The sequence below is a fragment of the Streptomyces sp. NBC_01426 genome, assembly GCF_036231985.1.
GTDB lineage: Bacteria > Actinomycetota > Actinomycetes > Streptomycetales > Streptomycetaceae > Streptomyces.
In genome coordinates this window covers 6,412,522-6,431,076 of the sequence record NZ_CP109500.1, presented here as the reverse complement: position 1 = coordinate 6,431,076, position 18,555 = coordinate 6,412,522, and the positions used below count along the sequence as shown (strand labels likewise).

The following is an 18,555-nucleotide window of genomic DNA, read 5'->3' as shown; positions in this document are numbered from 1 at the left end:
TTGCCGGCGCATGGGTGATCATTGACGGAAGACCGCGGACGCCCACGCTAGGGTCCTTAGTTTTCCGCCGCGTTAACGCACGTTTCGTGGAGGCACCCGGTTCGCCCGGCGCGGCGCCTCCGCCAGGTTCCGTATACGGAAGCTTCCTACGAGGAGAGTCATGTTTCTCAACCCTGTCCGCCACATCACCTTCGACGCGGTCGACCCCTACAAGATCGCCGAGTTCTGGTCGGCCGTGACCGGTTACCCGATCCATCCGGACGACGTGGAGGGCGACGACGAGATCCTGCTGGAGCCGGGACAGCCCGGCGTCCCGGGCCTGTTGTTCATCCGCGTGCCGGACGCCAAGTCCGTGAAGAACCGGGTCCACCTGGACATCCAGCCGCCCACCGGGACGCGCGACGAGACCGTCACGCGGCTGACCGGGCTCGGGGCGCGGATCGTGGACGACCGGCGGGACGAGGACGGGGTGCTCGGCTGGGTCGTGCTCGCCGACCCCGAGGGGAACGAACTGTGCATCGAGCGCAGCGCCGAGGAGCGCGCCGGCTCCTGAGTCGGGTCGCGGAACGGGCCTGCCGGCGGAGCCCTTCGGCTCCCCGCCTCCCCGGCCCGCGGGCCGATCGCGTCAACAGCCGGTGGGAGCCTTCGCCGCGGCCACCGCGGTCCACGGCAGCGCGATCCACACGGTCTTGCCGCCGTCCTCGGTCGGGGTGACCGACAGCCGCCCGCCCGCCTCGGCAGCCAGCCAACGGATGATGACCATGCCCCGCCCGTTGTCCTGCTGGACCGCCGCGGGGAGCCGCCGGGGATGGCGCGGGTGACTGTCGGTCACCCCGACGCGCAGCCATTCACCGCGCTCCAGCCGGACGTCGACGGTGAACGTGGGCGACTGGCCGCGCGTGTGCTGGACCGCGTTGGTCGCGAGTTCCGAGACGATCAGTCGCACGGTGTCGGCGGTCTCGGATTCGTCGGGCAGTCCCCATTCACCGAGTACTTCCGCGACGTACCGGCGGGCAGCGGCGACCGAGGCCGGGTCGCTCGGCAGGGTGACGGATGCTTCCTGGTGATCTGCCATGGCGACGTCCCTTTCCCACCGGGGCGTAACCGTCCCGGATCTACGCTGAGCGCCAGAGTGTCACCCATCGTGCCGCCGTTTCTGCCGTTCTCCCAAGATATGCATATATCTGTCGCTCAATGCGGTGAACTCTGCTACGGAAGAGCGTATTTGGACGGCAGACTGGTGCGAGCTGTGCCGGTGGAAGGAGAGCGGGTATGCAGCACGGTCCCGCGGTGCGCCGGCGCAAGCTCGGCGAGGAACTGCGTGCGCTCCGTGACCGGTCCGGACTCACCAGTGGTGAGGCGGCCCGGATCGTGGGATGGCATCAGTCGAAAATCAGCCGCATCGAGACGGGTCGCAGTGGCGCGAAGACAGCGGACATCCGGCTGCTGCTCGACGCCTACGGCGATGTGGTCAGCGCCCAGCAGCGGGCCCTCTTGGAGGCCCTCGGGGCCTCGGCGGCGGGCTCGGGCGCGGGCGACGCCGCGCGCGGCCGGCAGTGGTGGCACGACTACCGGGGACTGCTGCCGCAGGAGTACCGGGACTTCATCAGCCTGGAGGCAGGCGCCCGCGCCGCGCGGACGGTGGAACTCTCCGTGGTTCCGGGTCTGTTGCAGACGCCGGGGTACGCGCGCGCCGTGACCAGGGCGGCTCTGGGCGGGTTGCCGGAGCCGAAGGTGGACGCGCTGGTCGACGTACGGCTGGCCCGACAGTCGGTGCTGCGGGCCGATCCGCCGCTCCAGCTGAGCGCCGTGCTGGACGAGGCGGTGCTACGGCGCCAGATCGGGGGGCCGGGGGTGATGGAGGAGCAGTTGCGGCACCTGGTGGAGGTGGCCCTGTTGCCCCAAGTGCGGCTCCAGGTACTGCCGTTCAGCGTGGGGGGTCATCTCGGCCTCACCGGACCGTTCGTCATCTTCTCATTTCCGAACATCGCCGATCTGGATGTGGTGGTCCTCGACCATTTGACGAGTAGCCTCTATCTGGAGCGGAAGGAAGACCTAGAGGCGTACAGCGCCGCGTTCCGCACCATCCAGGCGCACGCCCTCCCGCCCCAGGACTCGTCGGATCTCATCAGCTCCATCGCTGACGACGCGTAAGGAGGCACCCCCCGTGTCCGCAACCCCCTTATCCACCAGCGGACTTCTGATCAGCGCGCGGTGGCGGCGGAGCAGCCGCAGCACCGGGATGAACAACTGCGTGGAAGCGGCCGTCCTCCGTGGCGGCCTGCTGGCCGTCCGTGACTCCAAACGGACGGACGGCCCGGCCGTGCTCTTCACCGGGCCGGCCTGGCAGGGCTTCCTCGCATCCGTACGGACGGACGCTCACGCCTGACGCCCGTACGGATCGCCCCGCCTCAGCGGTCCGTGGCTCCGGCGGGAGCGGTACGAAGGATCACCCCGACGGCCCGGTCGATCTCCTCCCCCGTGAGATCCGCCCGGGCGGTCAGCCGCAGCCGGGAGATGCCGTCCGGTACGGACGGCGGCCGGAAGCACCCCACGGACAGACCCTCCTCACGGCAGTCGGCGGCCCAGCGCAGTGCCGCCGAGGCCGACGGGGCCCGCACCGACACCACGGCCGCGTCCGGCCTGGCCGCGGCCAGGCCGGACGCGGTGAGCCGCCCGTACAACGCGGCGGCCACCTGCCGCACCCGGTCCGCGCGCTCCGGTTCCCGCTGGAGCAGACGCAGGCTCGCGAGCGCCGCACCGGCGGCGGCCGGCGCCAACCCGGTGTCGAAGATGAAGGTCCGGGCCGTGTTGATCAGGTGTCGGATCACCTTCGCCGGGCCGAGCACCACCCCGCCCTGGCTGCCGAGGGACTTCGACAGGGTCATCGTCGCGACCACGCCGGGCGCGCCCGCCAGCCCGAGGGCGTGCAACGCGCCCCGGCCGCCGGCGCCCAGGACACCGAGCCCGTGGGCGTCGTCCACGACCAGCGCCGCGCCCTCGTCGCGGCAGGCCGCCGCGTACGCGAGGAGCGGCGCGGCGTCCCCGTCCACGGAGAAGACCGAGTCGCTGACCAGCAGGGCACGGCCCTCGTGCCCGGCGAGCGTCTTGCGCGCGATGTCCGGGTCGCCGTGCGGGGTGACCGCGATCCGGGCCCGTGAGAGGCGGCAGCCGTCGACGATCGAGGCGTGGTTCCCCGCGTCGGAGACGACGAGCGTGTCCCGGTCGCTGAGGGCGGTGACGGCCGCCAGGTTGGCCGCGTACCCGGAGGAGAGGACCAGCGCCGCCTCGAACCCGCAGAAGGCCGCCAGTTCCCGCTCGAGCTGGGCATGAAGCTCGGTCGTGCCCGTCACCAGGCGCGATCCAGTGGCTCCCCCGCCCCACCGCTCGGCCGCCTCCTGGGCGCCGCGGATCGTCTCGGGATGCCGGGAGAGACCCAGGTAGTCGTTGCCCGCGAGGTCCATGAGCGGCGAGTCGGACGGCCTCGGGCGCAGCGTCCGCACCAGTCCTGCCTGCTCACGTGCCTGCTCCTCGCCGTCGATCCAGGCGAAGACGTCCTCGGGCTCCGGGGTGTGCTCGGTCATCGGCGGTCCTCGCGTTTTGTCGGCTGTCGACAGATCTGCTCGACCCTAGCCGTCGCCGCTCGAGGGGTAGATGTGGCGATCCACACACTCCGATCTGGCCATGTTGTCTGATCTCTCCTTGGCCGGGAGTGCCGGTGTGGGCCAGGATCAGCGTCATGGACCTGCTGAACACCCTGGTGGACAAGGGGCTGCGGCGCGAGCTGCCGACCCGCGAAGAGGCGCTCGCCGTACTGGCGACCTCGGACGACGAACTGCTCGACGTGGTGACCGCGGCCGGCAAGGTACGCCGCCAGTGGTTCGGCCGTCGAGTAAAGCTGAACTACCTGGTCAACCTGAAGTCGGGCCTCTGCCCGGAGGACTGCTCGTACTGTTCCCAGCGCCTGGGTTCGAAGGCGGAGATCCTCAAGTACACGTGGCTGAAACCGGAGGAGGCCTCCCAGGCCGCCGCGGCCGGCGTCGCGGGCGGGGCCAAGCGGGTCTGTCTGGTGGCGAGCGGACGCGGTCCGACGGACCGTGACGTGGACCGGGTCGGCAAGACGATCGAGGCGATCAAGGAGCAGAACGAGGGCATCGAGGTCTGTGCCTGCCTGGGTCTGCTCTCGGACGGTCAGGCGGAGCGTCTGAAGGACGCGGGTGCGGATGCCTACAACCACAACCTCAACACCTCCGAGGCCACGTACGGGCAGATCACCAAGACCCACACCTACGCGGACCGCGTCGACACGGTGCAGAAGGCGCACGCCGCCGGCCTGTCCGCCTGCTCCGGCCTGATCGCGGGCATGGGCGAGAGCGACGAGGACCTCGTCGACGTCGTCTACTCGCTGCGCGCGCTGGACCCGGACTCGGTGCCGGTCAACTTCCTGATCCCCTTCGAGGGCACGCCGCTGGCCAAGGAGTGGAACCTCACCCCGCAGCGCTGCCTCCGGATCCTGGCGATGGTGCGGTTCGTCTGCCCCGACGTCGAGGTCCGGCTCGCGGGCGGGCGCGAGGTGCACCTGCGCTCGATGCAGCCGCTGGCCCTGCACCTGGTCAACTCGATCTTCCTCGGCGACTACCTGACCAGTGAGGGCCAGGCCGGTCAGGCCGACCTGGACATGATCGCGGACGCCGGTTTCGAGGTGGAGGGCGCCGGTACGACGACCCTGCCCACGCACCGCGCCGACGCGGCGGCCGCGCCCGCAGCGGCCGGAGGCTGCGGTTCGCACGGCGGCGGCGCCTCGCTCTGCGGCCCGTCCGACGCCGCGGGCTCCGCCGAGGCGGCGGGCTGCGGTTCGGCGTGCGGCGGTTGCTCGGGGCACGCCGAGCCGGCGGCCGCCTCCCGCGCCCGGGTCGAGCCCGGTGAGGTGCGCTCGGACCTGGTGTCGGTGCGTCGACGTGGCGCGGGGACGGACATCGCCCCCAATGCCTGATCAGCACCTCCCGCTGCCTGATCCGCAGGACGCGCTGCCGGCCGCCGACCTGGTCGCGCTGGACCGGCAGCACGTCTGGCACCCGTACGGCCCGATGCCCGGCAAGCAGGATCCGCTGGTCGTCGCCTCCGCGTCGGGCGTCCGGCTGCGTCTCGCCACCCCCTCCCAGGGGCACGAGGAGCTGGTCGACGGGATGTCCTCCTGGTGGTCGGCCGTCCACGGCTACAACCACCCGGTGCTGAACGAGGCCGTGACCGCCCAGTTGGGTCGGATGTCGCACGTCATGTTCGGCGGGCTCACCCACGAGCCCGCCGTCCGCCTCGCGACGAGGCTCGTCGAGATCACCCCGGCCGGCCTGGAGCACGTGTTCCTGGCCGACTCGGGTTCGGTCTCCGTCGAGGTCGCCGTGAAGATGTGCCTCCAGTACTGGCGCTCCGTCGGCCGGCCCGGCAAGACCCGCCTGCTCACCTGGCGCGGCGGCTACCACGGGGACACCTGGCAGCCGATGGCCGTCTGCGACCCCGAGGGCGGGATGCACGAACTGTGGTCGGGGCAACTGCCGCGGCAACTGTTCGCGGACGCCCCTCCGGCCGGGTTCGACGTGCCGGTGGACCCCTCGTACGTGGCCCACCTGCGCTCCCTGATCGCGGCGCACGCCGACGAGCTGGCGGCCGTGATCGTGGAGCCCGTGGTCCAGGGCGCGGGCGGCATGCAGTTCCACAACCCGGGCTACGTCGCCGCGCTCCGGGACCTGTGCGACGAGTACGACGTCCTCCTCGTCCTGGACGAGATCGCCACCGGCTTCGGTCGTACGGGCGCGCTGTTCGCGGCGGAACACGCGGGGATCACCCCGGACGTGATGTGCCTGGGCAAGGCCCTGACCGGCGGATACCTCACCCTCTCCGCGACGCTCTGCACCGAGCGGGTGGCCGACGGGATCTCCCGCGGCGAGGTGCCCGTTCTGGCGCACGGGCCGACGTTCATGGGCAACCCGCTCGCGACGGCGGTGGCGAACGCCTCGATCGACCTGCTGCTGAGCCAGGACTGGCAACGGGAGATCAAGCGTCTCGAAGCCGGTCTCCTGGCGGGCCTGGAACCGGCCAGGGCCCTTCCCGGTGTACGCGACGTCCGGGTCCTGGGCGCGATCGGCGTGATCCAGCTCGACCACCCCGTGGACATGACCGCCGCCACCCGGGCGGCCGTCCGGGAAGGGGTCTGGCTGCGCCCGTTCCGCGATCTGATCTACACGATGCCTCCGTTCGTGACGGGCGACGCCGACGTGGCGCGCATCTGCCGTGCGGTGTGCGCAGCGGCCCGGGAGGGCTGACCCACATGACGATCCTGATGATCTCCGGCACCGGTACGGAAATCGGCAAGACGGTGACGACCGCCGCCATCGCGACGACCGCGACGGCCGCCGGCCTGACCGTGGCGGTGCTCAAACCGGCCCAGACCGGCGTCGGCCCGGACGAACCGGGTGACGCGGCGGAAGTCGCGCGGCTGGCCGGTCCGTCCGTGACCGCCGAGGAACTGGCCCGCTATCCCGAACCCCTGGCGCCCGACACGGCGGCCCGGCGCTCGGGGCTGGCACCGGTCTCGCCCCGAGCCGTCGCCGAGGCCGCGCACCGGCTCGACCTCTCCCACGACCTGGTCCTGGTCGAGGGGGCGGGCGGGCTCCTGGTCCGCTTCGACGAGGAGGGCAACACCCTGGCCGACGTGGCCCGCCTGCTCGACGCCCCCGTGCTGATCGTCGCCCCGGCGGGGCTCGGCACGCTGAACGCCACCACCCTCACGGCCGAGGCCCTGCGGGCCCGGTCGTTGACCCCGTGGGGCGTGGTGGTCGGCAGTTGGCCCGCCGCCCCGGACCTGGCCTCGCGGTGCAACCTCGCCGACCTGCCGAAGTCCGCGGGTGTCCCGCTGATGGGCGCCGTCCCGCAGGGTTCGGGCGCGTTGGCCCCGGCCGACTTCCGTACGGCGGCCCCCACGTGGCTGGGGCCGATGCTCCACGGCACCTGGTCGGAAACGGAGTTCCTGCGAGCCTGGCAGCCCTGACCGCCGACCCGCGCCGGTCGCGCGGGAGTCTGCGGCGCCGGTCGCGCGGGAGTCTGCGGGGATGAGCCGGCAGGCTCCCGTCGGGGCGCGGGGGGCGTCGCTCGGGCGAGGTGCGGGACCGGGCACCCGGCGGGTGTTCGGGTCAGTGCCCGCCCTTCGGCTCCAGGCAGCCGCCCTCCATGTACACCCCGTGCCCCTCCACCGTGAGGCCGCCGCCGGCCGTCCACCGTCCCGTCACGCACGGGCCGGCTTCCGGGATGAACAGCGCGAACCCCAGCGCTCCCCCGCTCCGGTACACCTCGTTGCCGGTGACGGAGTAGCCGAGTTCCTTCAGGGACGCGGCCAGTTCCGCCTCGCCGCGCGGGGCGGCCTTGCCGACGCCGGTCAACGCCGCCTTGATCCGGGCGCCGTGGGCGTCGGCTCGGCACCGGTTCTCGGCCGAGAGGGTGTCTTGCGTCTTGTACGCGTGGTTCTCCGCGTACTTGCGTGCCTCGGGGTCCATCGGCAGTTCCCGCGACGACTCCCCGCCGCTCGCACCGTCGTTCGCGCCGTCGTTCGTGCCGTCGTTCGTGCCGCCGTTCGCGCCGCCGTTCGCGCCGCCGTCCTGCGGGTCGGCCGAAGCCTCGGCCGCCTTCTGCGCGCATCGCGCGGCCACGTCGGGGAAGAGCCGGTCGTGGCGGGCCGATCCGGACGCGACCGGGTCGGGTGAACCCGCCGCGGTCGGCGTCGTGTTCCCGGCGCTCCCCGCCTTGGTGGTGCCGCAGGCCGTCAGCGCCGGCAGCGCCGCGACGAGCAACACCCCTGCCATCCAGGTCATTCGAGAGGTCAAGACGTCTCCACATCCCCGGAGGGAGCGTCAGGCCCCGACGACCGAGGCGAACAACCGATTATCGCCTGCCTTCGCCTGGACCGGACGTGGGGCCCCTGGAGGTGCACACCGCGGACTCCGCTTCCTTCCGAGCGCGCGCACCATCCGGGCCCTCCCGCCTCGACCGCGCACCGCCGGGTGCGCGGTGACCCTCCCGGCTGCCCGTAGACCCGGACCCGGCCGTGCTCCCCCGGACGACTGTGCGCCCACGCGGTTTCGCGGCCCCCCGAGGCGGGGAACAGCCCGGCAGGGCACCCGCACCAGCCGCCACCCCCGCTTGGAGGCCCGCCATGCCCCGCCGACCCGCCGACCCGGTCCATCACCCGCACTTCGCGCGTTTCTACGCCCGCTTCAGCACCGCCGCCGAGACCCGCGGCGGCATCGGCACGCTCCGCGAGGAACTGCTGCACGGCGTGTCCGGTCGTGTCATCGAGATCGGCGCCGGCAACGGCCTCAACTTCGCGCACTACCCCCGGGCGGTCTCCGAGGTGGTCGCCGTCGAACCGGAGCGCTCCCTGCGTCGACTCGCCGCGGCGGCCGCGCTGCGCGCCGAGGTCCCGGTCGACCTCGTGCCCGGCGTCGCCGAGGCGCTGCCGGTCAAGAGCGAGGCCTTCGACGTGGCCGTGGCCTCGTTGGTGCTGTGTACGGTACGCAGCCTGCCGCGCGCCCTCGCGGAACTGCACCGGGTGCTCCGCCCCGACGCCGAGCTGCGGTTCTTCGAACACGGTCTCGCGCCCGGCCCCGGCATGGGCGCCGTCCAGCGGACGCTGGACCGGACCGTCTGGCCCCGGCTCTTCGGCGGCTGCCACACGGCCCGCGACCCGCTCGCCGCGATCGAGGCGGCCGGCTTCCGGATCGTCTCGCACCGCGCCTTCCGGCTGCCGGAACGCGGCCCGGCGCTCCCCACCTCGTACTGCGTCATCGGCTCGGCCCGCCGCGTGGAGGACTGAGGACGACGGCTCTGCGGCCTCCCCCGGATCCCGTCCCCCGCTCGCCCACCGGTCCGCGGATCAGCGGTCGAGCGGCTTGACCCAGCGGGTCCAGTGGTCCTCGGGGCGGTATCCGGCCGCGTCCCACGCCCCGTGCGCCCCCTCGTTGCGATCGAGCACCATCGCGTCCGCGCGCCGCCCGCCGAAGGCGACGAACCGCTCCTCGGCGGCGGTCGGCAGGGCCGCGCCGATGCCCTGCCTGCGGTGTTCGGGGTGGACGGCGAGCCGGTACAGGTGGCAGCGCCGGCCGTCGAAGCCGGCGATGACCGTGCCGACGAGCCTGCCGTCTCGGCGGGCGAGCAGGAGGGCGTGCGGGTCACGGGCGTGGAGCAGCTCAATTCCGGCGAGGTCGTCGGAGATGCTTGTGCCTTCGGCGGCGGCTTCCGGAAGGCCGGTACCTCGGCGAGGTCTGGCGGGGAGGCGGGTCCGATGTGAAGATCGTCCATGCTCCGGATCCCCTCACCCGAGGGACGGGCGCAAAAAGCACGACCCTTCCTCTTTGCCTGTCCTTTACCCTGTGGTCAACCGTTCCGCTCGAACGACCTGAAAGAAAGGTGTGAGCGTCCGCCCATGGGCGAGCCCCTCGGTACCCGACATCGCGCGACCCCCCTCCTCCTGGCTGATCATGGAACGGAGGTGACCGACCGATGACCGAAGTGCTCCTGCTCATCGTGGCGCTGCTGCTCTGCCTGGCCTGCGGAGTCTTCGTCGCGGCCGAGTTCTCGTTGACGACCGTCGAGCGCAGTGAACTGGAACGCGCCGTCGAACGCGGCGAACGCGGGGCCGACAGCGCCCTGGCAGCCGTTCGGAGCCTGACCTTCCAGCTCTCGGGCGCCCAACTCGGCATCACCGTGACGGGTCTGGTCATCGGCATGCTCTCCAAGCCCTCGATCTCGGCCCTGCTCCAGGGCCCCTTCCAGGCCATGGGCCTGTCGGCCGCGGCCGCGTCCTCCGCCGCCCTGGTCGTGGGCACCGTCCTGTCGACCGTCGTCCTGATGGTCGTCGGCGAGCTGGTGCCGAAGAACTGGGCCATCTCCTCGCCGCTCGCCATCGCCAAGCGCGTGGCCACCATGCAGCGGGCCTTCAGTCGTGCCTTCAGGCCGCTGATCAGCCATCTGAACACCACCGCGAACCACCTCGTCCGCCGGTTCGGCCTGGAGCCGGCCGAGGAACTGGCCTCGGCACGCAGCCCTCAGGAGCTCGTGGCCCTGGCCCGGCACTCCGCGAAGGCGGGCTCGCTGGAGAAGGACACCGCCGAGCTGTTCGTGCGGACCCTGAACCTGGCCGACCTGACCGCGGAGAACGTCATGACCCCGCGCGTCCAGGTCACCGCCCTCGACGTGCAGACCACCGCCGAGGACGTGGCGAACGCCACCCTGGCCACCGGCCTGTCGCGCTTCCCGGTGTACCGGGGCAGCCTCGACACCGTCGTCGGCACCGTGCACATCAAGGACGTGCTGGCGCTGCCCGCCGAGGACCGGCACCGGTACCCCGTCGAGCGACTGCTGCGCGAGCCGCTGCTGGTACCCGAGTCACTGACCGTGGACCGGCTGCTGGACCGGCTGTCGGGCCGGCAGACGATGGCCGTCGTCATCGACGAGTACGGCGGCACCGCCGGTGTGGCCACGCTGGAGGACATCGTCGAGGAGGTCGTGGGCGAGGTCCGCGACGAGCACGACCCGCACGAGACCCCGGACCTGGCCCCGGCCGGCACGGACGCCTCGGGACGGGCCCTGTACTCGGCCGACGGCGCCGCCCGCACCGACCAGCTCCGGCGGATCGGGCTGCGGGTCCCGGACGGCCCGTACGAGACGCTGGCCGGTCTCGTGGCCACCGAATTGGGCCGGATCCCGGCCGTCGGCGACAGCATGGAACTGGACGGCTGGCGGCTGGACGTGGTGGACGCGAGCGGGCATCGGGCCGCGCGGGTGCTGCTGCACACGCCGGTCGAGTCCGCCGACAACGACGGTGCGGAGGAGACCCGATGACCGCGATCCAGTTGCTGATCGGCCTGGCGACGCTGGTCGTGAACGCCTTCTTCGTCGGCGCGGAGTTCGCGCTGATCTCCGTCCGGCGCAGCCAGATCGAGCCGTACGCCGAGCAGGGCGACCGGCGGGCCCGCGCCGTGGTGTGGGGCCTGGAACACCTGTCGGCGCTGATGGCGGCGGCGCAACTGGGCATCACCCTCTGCACCCTGGTGCTGGGTGTGGTGGCCGAGCCTGCGATCGCCCACCTGCTGACGCCGCTGTTCGACCTGGTCGGCGTACCGGACGGGCTGACCCACGCGATCTCGTTCGTGGTGGCGCTGGCCCTGGCGACGTACCTGCACATGCTGTTCGGCGAGATGCTGCCGAAGAACGTGGCGCTCTCCGAACCGGTGCGCACCGCGTTGCTGCTGGGGCCGCCGCTGGTGACCCTGGCGAAGGCCCTCCGGCCGGTGATCTTCGCGATCAACGCCTTCGCGAACGCCCTGCTGCGCCTGCTGCGGGTGGACGTGAAGGACGAGGTCGCGGCGACCTTCTCGGACGACGAGCTCGCCCGGATGGTCAAGGACTCCAGTGCCGCCGGACTGATCGACGGCCGCGCGAGCGAGCGGCTGCACGACGCCCTGGAGCTGGGCCGTCGTCCGGTCACCGATGTGGTGCTGCCGTCGGACCGGGTCGTCCCGGCGCGCGAGGGCATCTCCGCGGCGGGTCTGGAACGGTTGTCGGCCGAGTCCGGCTACTCCCGCTTCCCGGTGATCGACGCGGAGCACAGGATCCTCGGCTACCTGCACGTCAAGGACGCGCTGGACGTGGCCGAGCGGGACGAACCGTTCCCGCTGTCCGAGCTGCGCCCGATCGCCCAGGTGCGGGCGGAGACCCCGCTGGACGACGTGCTGACCGCCATGCGGCGCAGCCGTACCCACCTGGCGGCGGTGCTCGGCCAGGACGGCGTCATGACGGGCCTGGTCACGATGGAGGACGTGCTGCGCGAGCTGTTCGGCAGGCCGGCGTCCGCGTGACCGGCTCCTGAATCCCCCGTCCCGGGATCCCGGGCCCCGTGCGGTCCCCGACCGTGCGGGGCCGGGGTACCGCGCGGTAGCATCGCTCCCGCCATGGAGATGAATGCGTCCTACACCAGTTTTGTCGCGATCGGCGACTCCTTCACCGAGGGCATGTCCGACCTGCTCCCGGACGGCTCCTACCGGGGCTGGGCCGATCTGCTCGCCGCACGCCTCGCGACCCGCGAGCCGGACTTCCGCTACGCGAACCTCGCGGTGCGCGGGAAGCTGATCGGCCAGATCGCCGGGGAGCAGGCGCCGGTGGCGGCCGCGATGGGCGCCGACGTGGTGACGCTCGTGGGCGGCCTGAACGACGCGCTGCGCCCCAAGGTCGACATGGGCCGGGTACGGGGGCACCTGGAAGAGGCCGTGGAACTGCTGGCCCCCTCCTGCAAGACGCTGGTCCTGATGCGTTCGCCGGGCCGCAACGGACCGGTGATGGATCGTTTCCGCCCCCGCATGGAGGAGCTCTTCACCATCCTCGACGAGCTCGCCACGCGGCACGACGCGCTGCTCGTGGACCTGTACGGGGCGCCCGTCCTCGCGGACCCGCGCATGTGGGACGTCGACCGGCTGCACCTCACGGCCGAGGGGCACCTCCGGGTGGCGGAGGCCGTCTGGCAGAGCCTGGGGCTGGCGCCCGAGGACGAGTGGCGGGCCGATCTCGCTCCCTCGGCGGCGCCGAGCTGGCCCGCGCGCAGGGCCGAGGACCTCCGCTTCGCCCGGCAGCACCTGCTGCCCTGGATCGGGCGCCGGCTGACCGGCCGCTCGTCGGGCGACGGACGGGCGGCGAAGCGCGCAGAGCTGCTGCCGTACACGCCTTCGGCCACGGATCGACTCTCGTAGCAAGGCACAATCCGAGGCGGGTCCCCTACCTGCGTAAACGCACAGCGGCGGCCCAAGTAGAATCACTCCACGTGACAGCCAAGCCCCGCATCCCCAATGTCCTGGCCGGCCGCTACGCCTCCGCGGAGCTCGCCGTCCTGTGGTCCCCCGAGTACAAGGTGACGCTGGAGCGGCGGCTGTGGCTCGCCGTGCTGCGCGCCCAGAAGGACCTCGGTATCGAGGTCCCGGACGCCGCCCTCGCCGACTACGAGCGCGTCCTGGAGACGGTTGACCTCGCCTCCATCGCCGAGCGCGAGAAGGTCACCCGGCACGACGTGAAGGCCCGCATCGAGGAGTTCAACGCCCTCGCCGGGCACGAGCACGTCCACAAGGGCATGACCTCCCGCGACCTCACCGAGAACGTCGAGCAGCTCCAGATCCGGCTCTCGCTGGAACTGTCCCGGGACCGCACGGTCGCCGTCCTCGCCCGCCTCGCCAAGCTGGCCGCGGAGCACGCCGAGCTGGTCATGGCCGGCCGCTCCCACAACGTCGCCGCACAGGCCACCACCCTGGGCAAGCGCTTCGCCACCGCGGCCGACGAACTACTGGTCGCCTACGACCGCCTGGAGAACCTGCTGGAGCGCTACCCGCTCCGCGGGATCAAGGGCCCGGTCGGCACCTCCCAGGACATGCTGGACCTGCTCGGCGGCGACACCGCGAAGCTCGCCGACCTGGAGCAGCGCATCGCCGCCCACCTCGGCTTCGCCCAGGCCTTCACCTCCGTCGGCCAGGTCTACCCGCGCTCGCTCGACTACGACGTGGTCACCGCCCTGGTGCAGCTGGCCGCCGCCCCGTCCTCGATCGCCAAGACCATCCGGCTGATGGCCGGCCACGAGCTGGTGACCGAGGGCTTCAAGCCCGGCCAGGTCGGCTCCTCCGCGATGCCGCACAAGATGAACACCCGCTCCTGCGAGCGCGTGAACGGCCTGATGGTCATCCTGCGCGGCTACGCCTCGATGACCGGCGAGCTGGCCGGCGACCAGTGGAACGAGGGCGACGTCTCCTGCTCCGTCGTCCGTCGCGTGGCCCTGCCGGACGCGTTCTTCGCGTTCGACGGTCTGCTGGAGACCTTCCTGACCGTCCTCGACGAGTTCGGCGCCTTCCCGGCGGTCGTCGCCCGTGAACTCGACCGCTACCTGCCCTTCCTCGCCACCACCAAGGTGCTCATGGGCGCGGTGCGGGCCGGAGTGGGCCGCGAGGCCGCCCACGAGGTCATCAAGGAGCACGCGGTCGCCTCCGCCCTCGCCATGCGCGAGCAGGGCGCCGAGCGCAACGAACTGCTGGACAAGCTGGCCGCCGACGAGCGGATGCCGCTGGACCGCGCCCGGCTCGACGCCCTGATGGCCGACAAGCTGTCCTTCACGGGTGCGGCGGGCGACCAGGTCGCGACGGTGGTTTCCCGTATCGAGGCCATCTCCAAGCAGCACCCGGAGGCCGCCGGGTACGCGCCGGGGTCGATCCTCTGACCCCCGACGAACTGGCCGCCGCCCGCGACCGCGTCCTCCCGGACGTGGTCGCGGGCGGTCTGCGTGTGCTCTTCTGCGGGATCAACCCGGGTCTCCTCTCCGCCGCCACGGGCCACCACTTCGCCCGCCCCGGCAACCGGTTCTGGCCGGTCCTGCACCTGTCGGGCTTCACCCCGCGCCGGCTGGCTCCCGCCGAACAGGAAGAGCTGCTGACGTACCGGCTCGGCATCACGAACGTGGTGGCCCGCGCCACGGCCCGTGCCGACGAGCTGGACGCCGAGGAGTTCCGCGAGGGCGGTCGAATCCTGACGGCCAAGGTGGAGCTGCTGCGTCCGCAGTGGCTGGCCGTTGTCGGTGTGACCGCCTACCGCACGGCCTTCGGCGAGAGGAAGGCCCAGATCGGCCCCCAGGACCGAACCATCGGCGCCACCCGCATCTGGGCCCTGCCCAACCCCAGCGGCCTCAACGCCCACTGGACCGCCGAGTCCATGGCCCAGGAGTACGCCCGCCTCCGCACCGCCGCCGAGGCCCCCTGACCGAACCTCGCCCGCGCCGGCACCCGGTCCGCCCGGGTCCGGGTCCGGGTCCGGGTCCGGGTCCGTCCGGGTCCGTCCGGGTCCGGCAGCGATGGTGCATCGGCCAGGGCAGGGGTGAGCAGGCGGGGCATCCCCGGGGCCCGCTCCCCCGCCGATTCCCGCTACCCGGTCGCCGGTAGCCGGGTCCTCGATGGGCCGGCGTCGGCGAGCGGCCTCCCGCGCGTCGCCTCTACGGCGGGTCGATCACGGTGACCGCGGCCATCAGCCGGAAGGGGTCCTCGGTCGCCCTACGGGCCACGTAGACCACGAGCCACTGGTCGCCGGCCCGCCAGAGGTGAACGTGGTCGGCGTTGTCGGCGAGCGCGTCCCACGGCTCCGGTATCGCCTCCCCGTCGAGACCGCGCTGCATCACCCCGTCCAGAGTGAACACCTGCGGTGCCCCCCAGCGACCGGTCAAGGCCTGTACCAGCGCGCCGTACTCGGCACTGATCTGGTCCGCCGCCTCGATCCGGGCCGATCCATCGTCTTCCCAGAAGTCCCGGGTCTCCACGAGTTGGACCAGATGATGGCCCGGGCCACTGCCGTGCCTGTCGAACCGGACCGGATCGGTGGGAAAGGTCTGTCCCCGGAGCCGGTCGATCGTGTCGAGATGCTCTGCCGTGGTCATGCCGTCAGTATCCCGGGCACCACTGACAACTGGCCCGACGTCATGCCGCCCGACGGCTCACCGCCAGCCAGCCTCCGGCCAGCGCCGGCAGGGACCACAGCGCGGCCACCCCCAGGCCGGTCCAGGGACCGAGCGGACCGTCCGTGGCAGCTCGCATGACCATCTGACCGGCACGGTCCGGCATGAACTGCCCCGCTCCTCCCGCGACCTGACCGACCACGAAGGGCAGGATCAGCAGGAAGGGTATGAGCAGGCTCATCACGAGCGTGCCGCTGCGCACCAGTGCGGTCAGGCTGGCCGCGAGAAGGGCCATGAGCGTCAGGTAGACCCCGCTCCCGAACACGGCTCTCAGCGCGCCCGGGTCGTCCAGGCCCAAGGCGTACTTACCCATGAAGGCCTGTCCGGCGAGGAAGGTGACGACGCCGGTGATCTGGCCGATCAGGAATGCCAGTCCGGTGATCATCGCCACCTTGGCGAGGTACAGCCGGGTCCGGTTGGGCACCGCCGTGAGCGAGACCCTCAGGGCACCGTCCCGGAACTCCCCGGCGAAAGCCGTCGTCCCGAAGGCAACGGCCGCTATCTGACCGAAGTTGACACCGTAGAAGGCTCCGAGAAGTCGGTCGTCGCCCAGGGCTCCCTCCTCGGCCGTCCCGATCGCGGCGGCAGTGAGCACCGTGATGCCGGCGGTGGCGAGGAAGACCGCGGTCAGCGAACCCATCGCCGCGCGGGAGGAACGTATCTTGATCCATTCCGAGTGCAGGACGGGGATGTTGGGCAGGGCGGCGGCGGTCATGACGTGGGCTCCGATCTCCTTCACGGATGGCACTGGGTGGGGGCCGGTCTCAGGCGGGAGACGTCGAGAACTGGGCGCGTGTGGCGGTGAGCTCCAGATAGGCCTGTTCCAGGGAGGCTCGCTCGTCGACGAGTTCGAGCAGGGGTATCCCCTCGCGGGCGGCGAGGCCCCCGATCTGCTCGGCACGTATGCCGTCCACCGTCCAGCGCCCGTCTTCGGAGAGGACCGGCTCGACCCCCTCGCGGGCCAGCACCGCTCGCAGCCGATCGGGAGCGGAGGTCCGCAGTCTCGCCCTGGGGGTGCTGCGGGAGTCGATGAAGTCCTTCATCGAGAGGTCGGCCAGCAACGCGCCCTGCCCGACGACGACCAAGTGGTCGACGAACGAGGCGGTCTCGGCCATGAGGTGGCTGGAGACCAGGACGGTGCGTCCCTCGGCGGCGAGAGCGCGCATCAGCTTTCGGATCCAGATGATGCCCTCCGGGTCGAGGCCGTTGGTCGGCTCGTCGAGCAGGAGAACCCCCGGATCGCCCAGCAGCGCGGCGGCCACACCCAGTCGCTGGCGCATGCCCAGGGAGAAGGTCTTGACCCGCTGCCGGGCCACCGAGGCGATCCCGGCCCGCTCCAGCATCGTGTCCACCCGCGCCGCCGAGATGCCGTTGCTGACGGCGAGCGCGAGGAGGTGGTCCCGGGCGGTGCGTCCTGCGTGGGCCGCCTGCGGGTCCAGCAGAGCGCCCACCCGGCGCAGCGGGTCTCGAAGGTCGGCGAACCGGAGCCCGCCGATGGTGGCGTTGCCCGCCGTGGGCCGGTCGAGCCCGAGCAGCAGGCGCAGGGTCGTTGACTTCCCGGCTCCGTTGGGGCCCAGGAAGCCGGTGACCCGGCCGGGCAGGACATCGAAGGTGAGGTGGTCGACGACCCGTGTGGAGCCGTAGTCCTTGGTCAGTTCGCAGATCTCGATGCGGTTCGGTTCACGGTTCATGCCTCAAGATTCCCCGCCGACCCCCCACCGCTTCCTCCCCCAAGCGAGGGTGGCGTCTCCCCCACGTGGGGGAGCCGGGGCCCACCTTCCCGCTGTCACGATGGAGGCATGTACCGACTGCTCCGAGCACCGCTTCGACCGGTGACCTACTCCCGTTGGCTGCATCTGTGCGTACCGCTGCTTCTGCTCGCCATCTGGATGTTCGTGAACCCCCGGTGGCCGTGGATGCCTTTGTTGATCGTCATACCGTTCGGGTTCGTGCCGTGGGTGAGGCTGGCCGAGGGACTGCAGGCCCAGTTCCTGCTGACCCCTCATGACCGCGGCTCCCCCGACGGCGTCATCGGTACCGCGCCGTCGGCACGGTGGGGAGACCGGTGGCGGACCCTGTTGTGGCTGGAGATACGTCTGGTGGTCGCCGGCGTCGCCATGTTCGCGACCGTCGTGCTTCCGGTGATGACGGTCGAGCTGATCGCGATCGCGCTCGGACAGCAGGTGATCGCGGATCCGGCTGTGCCGTTCACCCCGACGCGCTGGGTGGCCGCGCTGCTCGCCCCGGTGCCGTTGGTCGTACTCCTCGTCGTCGTGGTGATGCTCGGCGAGATGATCACCTCGATCGCCCGTCGTTTGCTGGGGCCTTCGGCGACCGAACGTCTCTCCGCGTTGGAGGCCCGGACCGAGCAGCTGTTGGAACGGACCCGCATCGCGAGGGAACTGCACGACTCCATCGGCCACGCCCTGACCGTGGCGGTCATGCAGGCGGGAGCGGCGCGGGCAGCCGGCGACCCCGGCTTCACCGACCGGGCCCTCCACGCGATCGAGGAGACGGGCCGAGCCGCGCTGGAGGATCTGGAGCGGGTGCTCCTGGTGTTGCGCGAGTCGGCCCAGCCGCCCTCCCAGCGGCCGACGTTGGCGGAGGCGGACCGCCTGCTGGAGTCGGCCCGGGCCTCGGGAGCGGTGGTGGACGCCCGGCTGACGGGGTCACTGGAGAAGCTGCCCGGTCCGGTCACCCGGGAGGGGTACCGGATTCTGCAGGAGGCACTGACGAATGTGCTGCGGCATTGCGGTCCGGTGCCCGTCCGGGTGCGGGTCGAGATGACCACCGGCCGGCTGGACCTGGAAGTGACGAACCCGCTGTCGGAGCGGCCCACCTTCATGCCGGGTGGTGGGAGCGGGCTGCGTGGGATGCGGGAGCGGGCCGCACTCCTCGGCGGGGAAGCCGAGACCGGTCCGTACGAGGGCGGTTGGAGAGTGTTCGCCCGGCTTCCGCTGGACCGAATACGCTGATCG

General features: G+C 71.9%; 19 protein-coding genes and 1 pseudogene. 13 read left to right on the top strand and 7 right to left on the bottom strand.

What is annotated here, in order from left to right:
• The first annotated feature begins 160 nt into the window (after positions 1 to 160).
• Positions 161 to 553, top strand: coding sequence for a VOC family protein (locus OG906_RS28755; protein ID WP_329446908.1), 393 nt, complete (start codon positions 161 to 163; stop codon positions 551 to 553).
• 72 nt (positions 554 to 625) lie between these two features.
• Here the strand turns inward: OG906_RS28755 and OG906_RS28750 are convergent, their stop codons facing one another.
• On the bottom strand, positions 626 to 1,075 hold the full coding sequence (locus OG906_RS28750; RefSeq protein ID WP_267798695.1) for an ATP-binding protein: 450 nt from the start codon (positions 1,073 to 1,075) through the stop codon (positions 626 to 628).
• 197 nt (positions 1,076 to 1,272) lie between these two features.
• On the opposite strand from OG906_RS28750, the gene OG906_RS28745 reads away from it, so the two are divergent.
• Positions 1,273 to 2,154, top strand: coding sequence for a helix-turn-helix domain-containing protein (locus tag OG906_RS28745; protein WP_267798697.1), 882 nt, complete (start codon positions 1,273 to 1,275; stop codon positions 2,152 to 2,154).
• A 13-nt stretch (positions 2,155 to 2,167) separates the two neighbouring features.
• Complete coding sequence (locus OG906_RS28740; protein ID WP_267798698.1) at positions 2,168 to 2,389, top strand: DUF397 domain-containing protein; 222 nt, start codon at positions 2,168 to 2,170, stop codon at positions 2,387 to 2,389.
• Positions 2,390 to 2,411: 22 nt separating this feature from the next.
• Here OG906_RS28740 and OG906_RS28735 read toward each other — a convergent pair whose 3' ends face one another.
• Positions 2,412 to 3,584 carry an 8-amino-7-oxononanoate synthase gene (locus OG906_RS28735; RefSeq protein ID WP_329446906.1) on the bottom strand — a complete coding sequence of 391 codons (1,173 nt, stop codon included), beginning with the start codon at positions 3,582 to 3,584 and terminating at the stop codon, positions 2,412 to 2,414.
• Positions 3,585 to 3,739: 155 nt separating this feature from the next.
• Here OG906_RS28735 and bioB point away from each other — a divergent pair, with 155 nt between their 5' ends.
• From bioB to bioD, 3 genes are read left to right on the top strand one after another with little or no spacing between them, the layout of a single operon-like run.
• Positions 3,740 to 4,993: a biotin synthase BioB gene (bioB, locus tag OG906_RS28730; protein WP_267798702.1), complete on the top strand. Its 1,254-nt coding sequence runs from the start codon at positions 3,740 to 3,742 to the stop codon at positions 4,991 to 4,993.
• A complete protein-coding gene (locus OG906_RS28725) occupies positions 4,986 to 6,320 on the top strand; it encodes an adenosylmethionine--8-amino-7-oxononanoate transaminase (RefSeq protein ID WP_329446903.1) in 1,335 nt (444 codons plus the stop codon). The genes bioB and OG906_RS28725 overlap by 8 nt, the downstream gene beginning before the upstream one ends.
• Before the next feature lie 5 nt (positions 6,321 to 6,325).
• Positions 6,326 to 7,045, top strand: a complete 720-nt coding sequence (bioD, locus tag OG906_RS28720) for a dethiobiotin synthase (protein WP_329446901.1) — start codon at positions 6,326 to 6,328, stop codon at positions 7,043 to 7,045.
• A 142-nt stretch (positions 7,046 to 7,187) separates the two neighbouring features.
• On the opposite strand, the gene OG906_RS28715 is transcribed toward bioD, so the two are convergent.
• Positions 7,188 to 7,874, bottom strand: a complete 687-nt coding sequence (locus tag OG906_RS28715) for a hypothetical protein (RefSeq protein ID WP_329446899.1) — start codon at positions 7,872 to 7,874, stop codon at positions 7,188 to 7,190.
• Between the two features lie 329 nt (positions 7,875 to 8,203).
• Here OG906_RS28715 and OG906_RS28710 point away from each other — a divergent pair, with 329 nt between their 5' ends.
• A complete protein-coding gene (locus tag OG906_RS28710; RefSeq protein WP_267798709.1) occupies positions 8,204 to 8,863 on the top strand; it encodes a class I SAM-dependent methyltransferase in 660 nt (219 codons plus the stop codon).
• 60 nt (positions 8,864 to 8,923) lie between these two features.
• On the opposite strand, the pseudogene OG906_RS28705 reads toward OG906_RS28710, so the two are convergent.
• Positions 8,924 to 9,348: pseudogene (locus tag OG906_RS28705) on the bottom strand (GNAT family N-acetyltransferase).
• 201 nt (positions 9,349 to 9,549) lie between these two features.
• On the opposite strand from OG906_RS28705, the gene OG906_RS28700 reads away from it, so the two are divergent.
• The 5 genes from OG906_RS28700 (at position 9,550) to mug (ending at position 14,832) form a co-directional block, all read left to right on the top strand.
• Positions 9,550 to 10,890, top strand: a complete 1,341-nt coding sequence (locus tag OG906_RS28700) for a hemolysin family protein (RefSeq protein ID WP_329446896.1) — start codon at positions 9,550 to 9,552, stop codon at positions 10,888 to 10,890.
• The gene (locus OG906_RS28695; protein ID WP_267798715.1) at positions 10,887 to 11,906 is read left to right on the top strand and encodes a hemolysin family protein; all 1,020 of its coding nucleotides are present in this window, start codon (positions 10,887 to 10,889) and stop codon (positions 11,904 to 11,906) included. Before OG906_RS28700 ends, OG906_RS28695 begins: the two co-directional genes overlap by 4 nt.
• A gap of 93 nt (positions 11,907 to 11,999) precedes the next feature.
• Positions 12,000 to 12,791: an SGNH/GDSL hydrolase family protein gene (locus OG906_RS28690; RefSeq protein ID WP_329446894.1), complete on the top strand. Its 792-nt coding sequence runs from the start codon at positions 12,000 to 12,002 to the stop codon at positions 12,789 to 12,791.
• 71 nt (positions 12,792 to 12,862) lie between these two features.
• Entirely contained in the window at positions 12,863 to 14,296 is a 1,434-nt protein-coding gene (gene purB / locus OG906_RS28685; RefSeq protein ID WP_329446892.1) for an adenylosuccinate lyase, read from the top strand.
• The gene (mug, locus tag OG906_RS28680) at positions 14,293 to 14,832 is read left to right on the top strand and encodes a G/U mismatch-specific DNA glycosylase (RefSeq protein ID WP_329448163.1); all 540 of its coding nucleotides are present in this window, start codon (positions 14,293 to 14,295) and stop codon (positions 14,830 to 14,832) included. Before purB ends, mug begins: the two co-directional genes overlap by 4 nt.
• A gap of 229 nt (positions 14,833 to 15,061) precedes the next feature.
• Here mug and OG906_RS28675 read toward each other — a convergent pair whose 3' ends face one another.
• Genes OG906_RS28675 through OG906_RS28665 form a run of 3 tightly spaced genes read right to left on the bottom strand, consistent with a single transcriptional unit; the run spans position 15,062 to position 17,268 of the window.
• Positions 15,062 to 15,499 carry a hypothetical protein gene (locus tag OG906_RS28675; RefSeq protein ID WP_329446890.1) on the bottom strand — a complete coding sequence of 146 codons (438 nt, stop codon included), beginning with the start codon at positions 15,497 to 15,499 and terminating at the stop codon, positions 15,062 to 15,064.
• A 40-nt stretch (positions 15,500 to 15,539) separates the two neighbouring features.
• Positions 15,540 to 16,292, bottom strand: coding sequence for an ABC transporter permease subunit (locus OG906_RS28670; RefSeq protein WP_329448162.1), 753 nt, complete (start codon positions 16,290 to 16,292; stop codon positions 15,540 to 15,542).
• Positions 16,293 to 16,341: 49 nt separating this feature from the next.
• Complete coding sequence (locus OG906_RS28665) at positions 16,342 to 17,268, bottom strand: ATP-binding cassette domain-containing protein (protein WP_329446888.1); 927 nt, start codon at positions 17,266 to 17,268, stop codon at positions 16,342 to 16,344.
• 108 nt (positions 17,269 to 17,376) lie between these two features.
• On the opposite strand from OG906_RS28665, the gene OG906_RS28660 reads away from it, so the two are divergent.
• A complete protein-coding gene (locus OG906_RS28660) occupies positions 17,377 to 18,552 on the top strand; it encodes a sensor histidine kinase (protein ID WP_329446886.1) in 1,176 nt (391 codons plus the stop codon).
• Positions 18,553 to 18,555 lie beyond the last annotated feature (3 nt).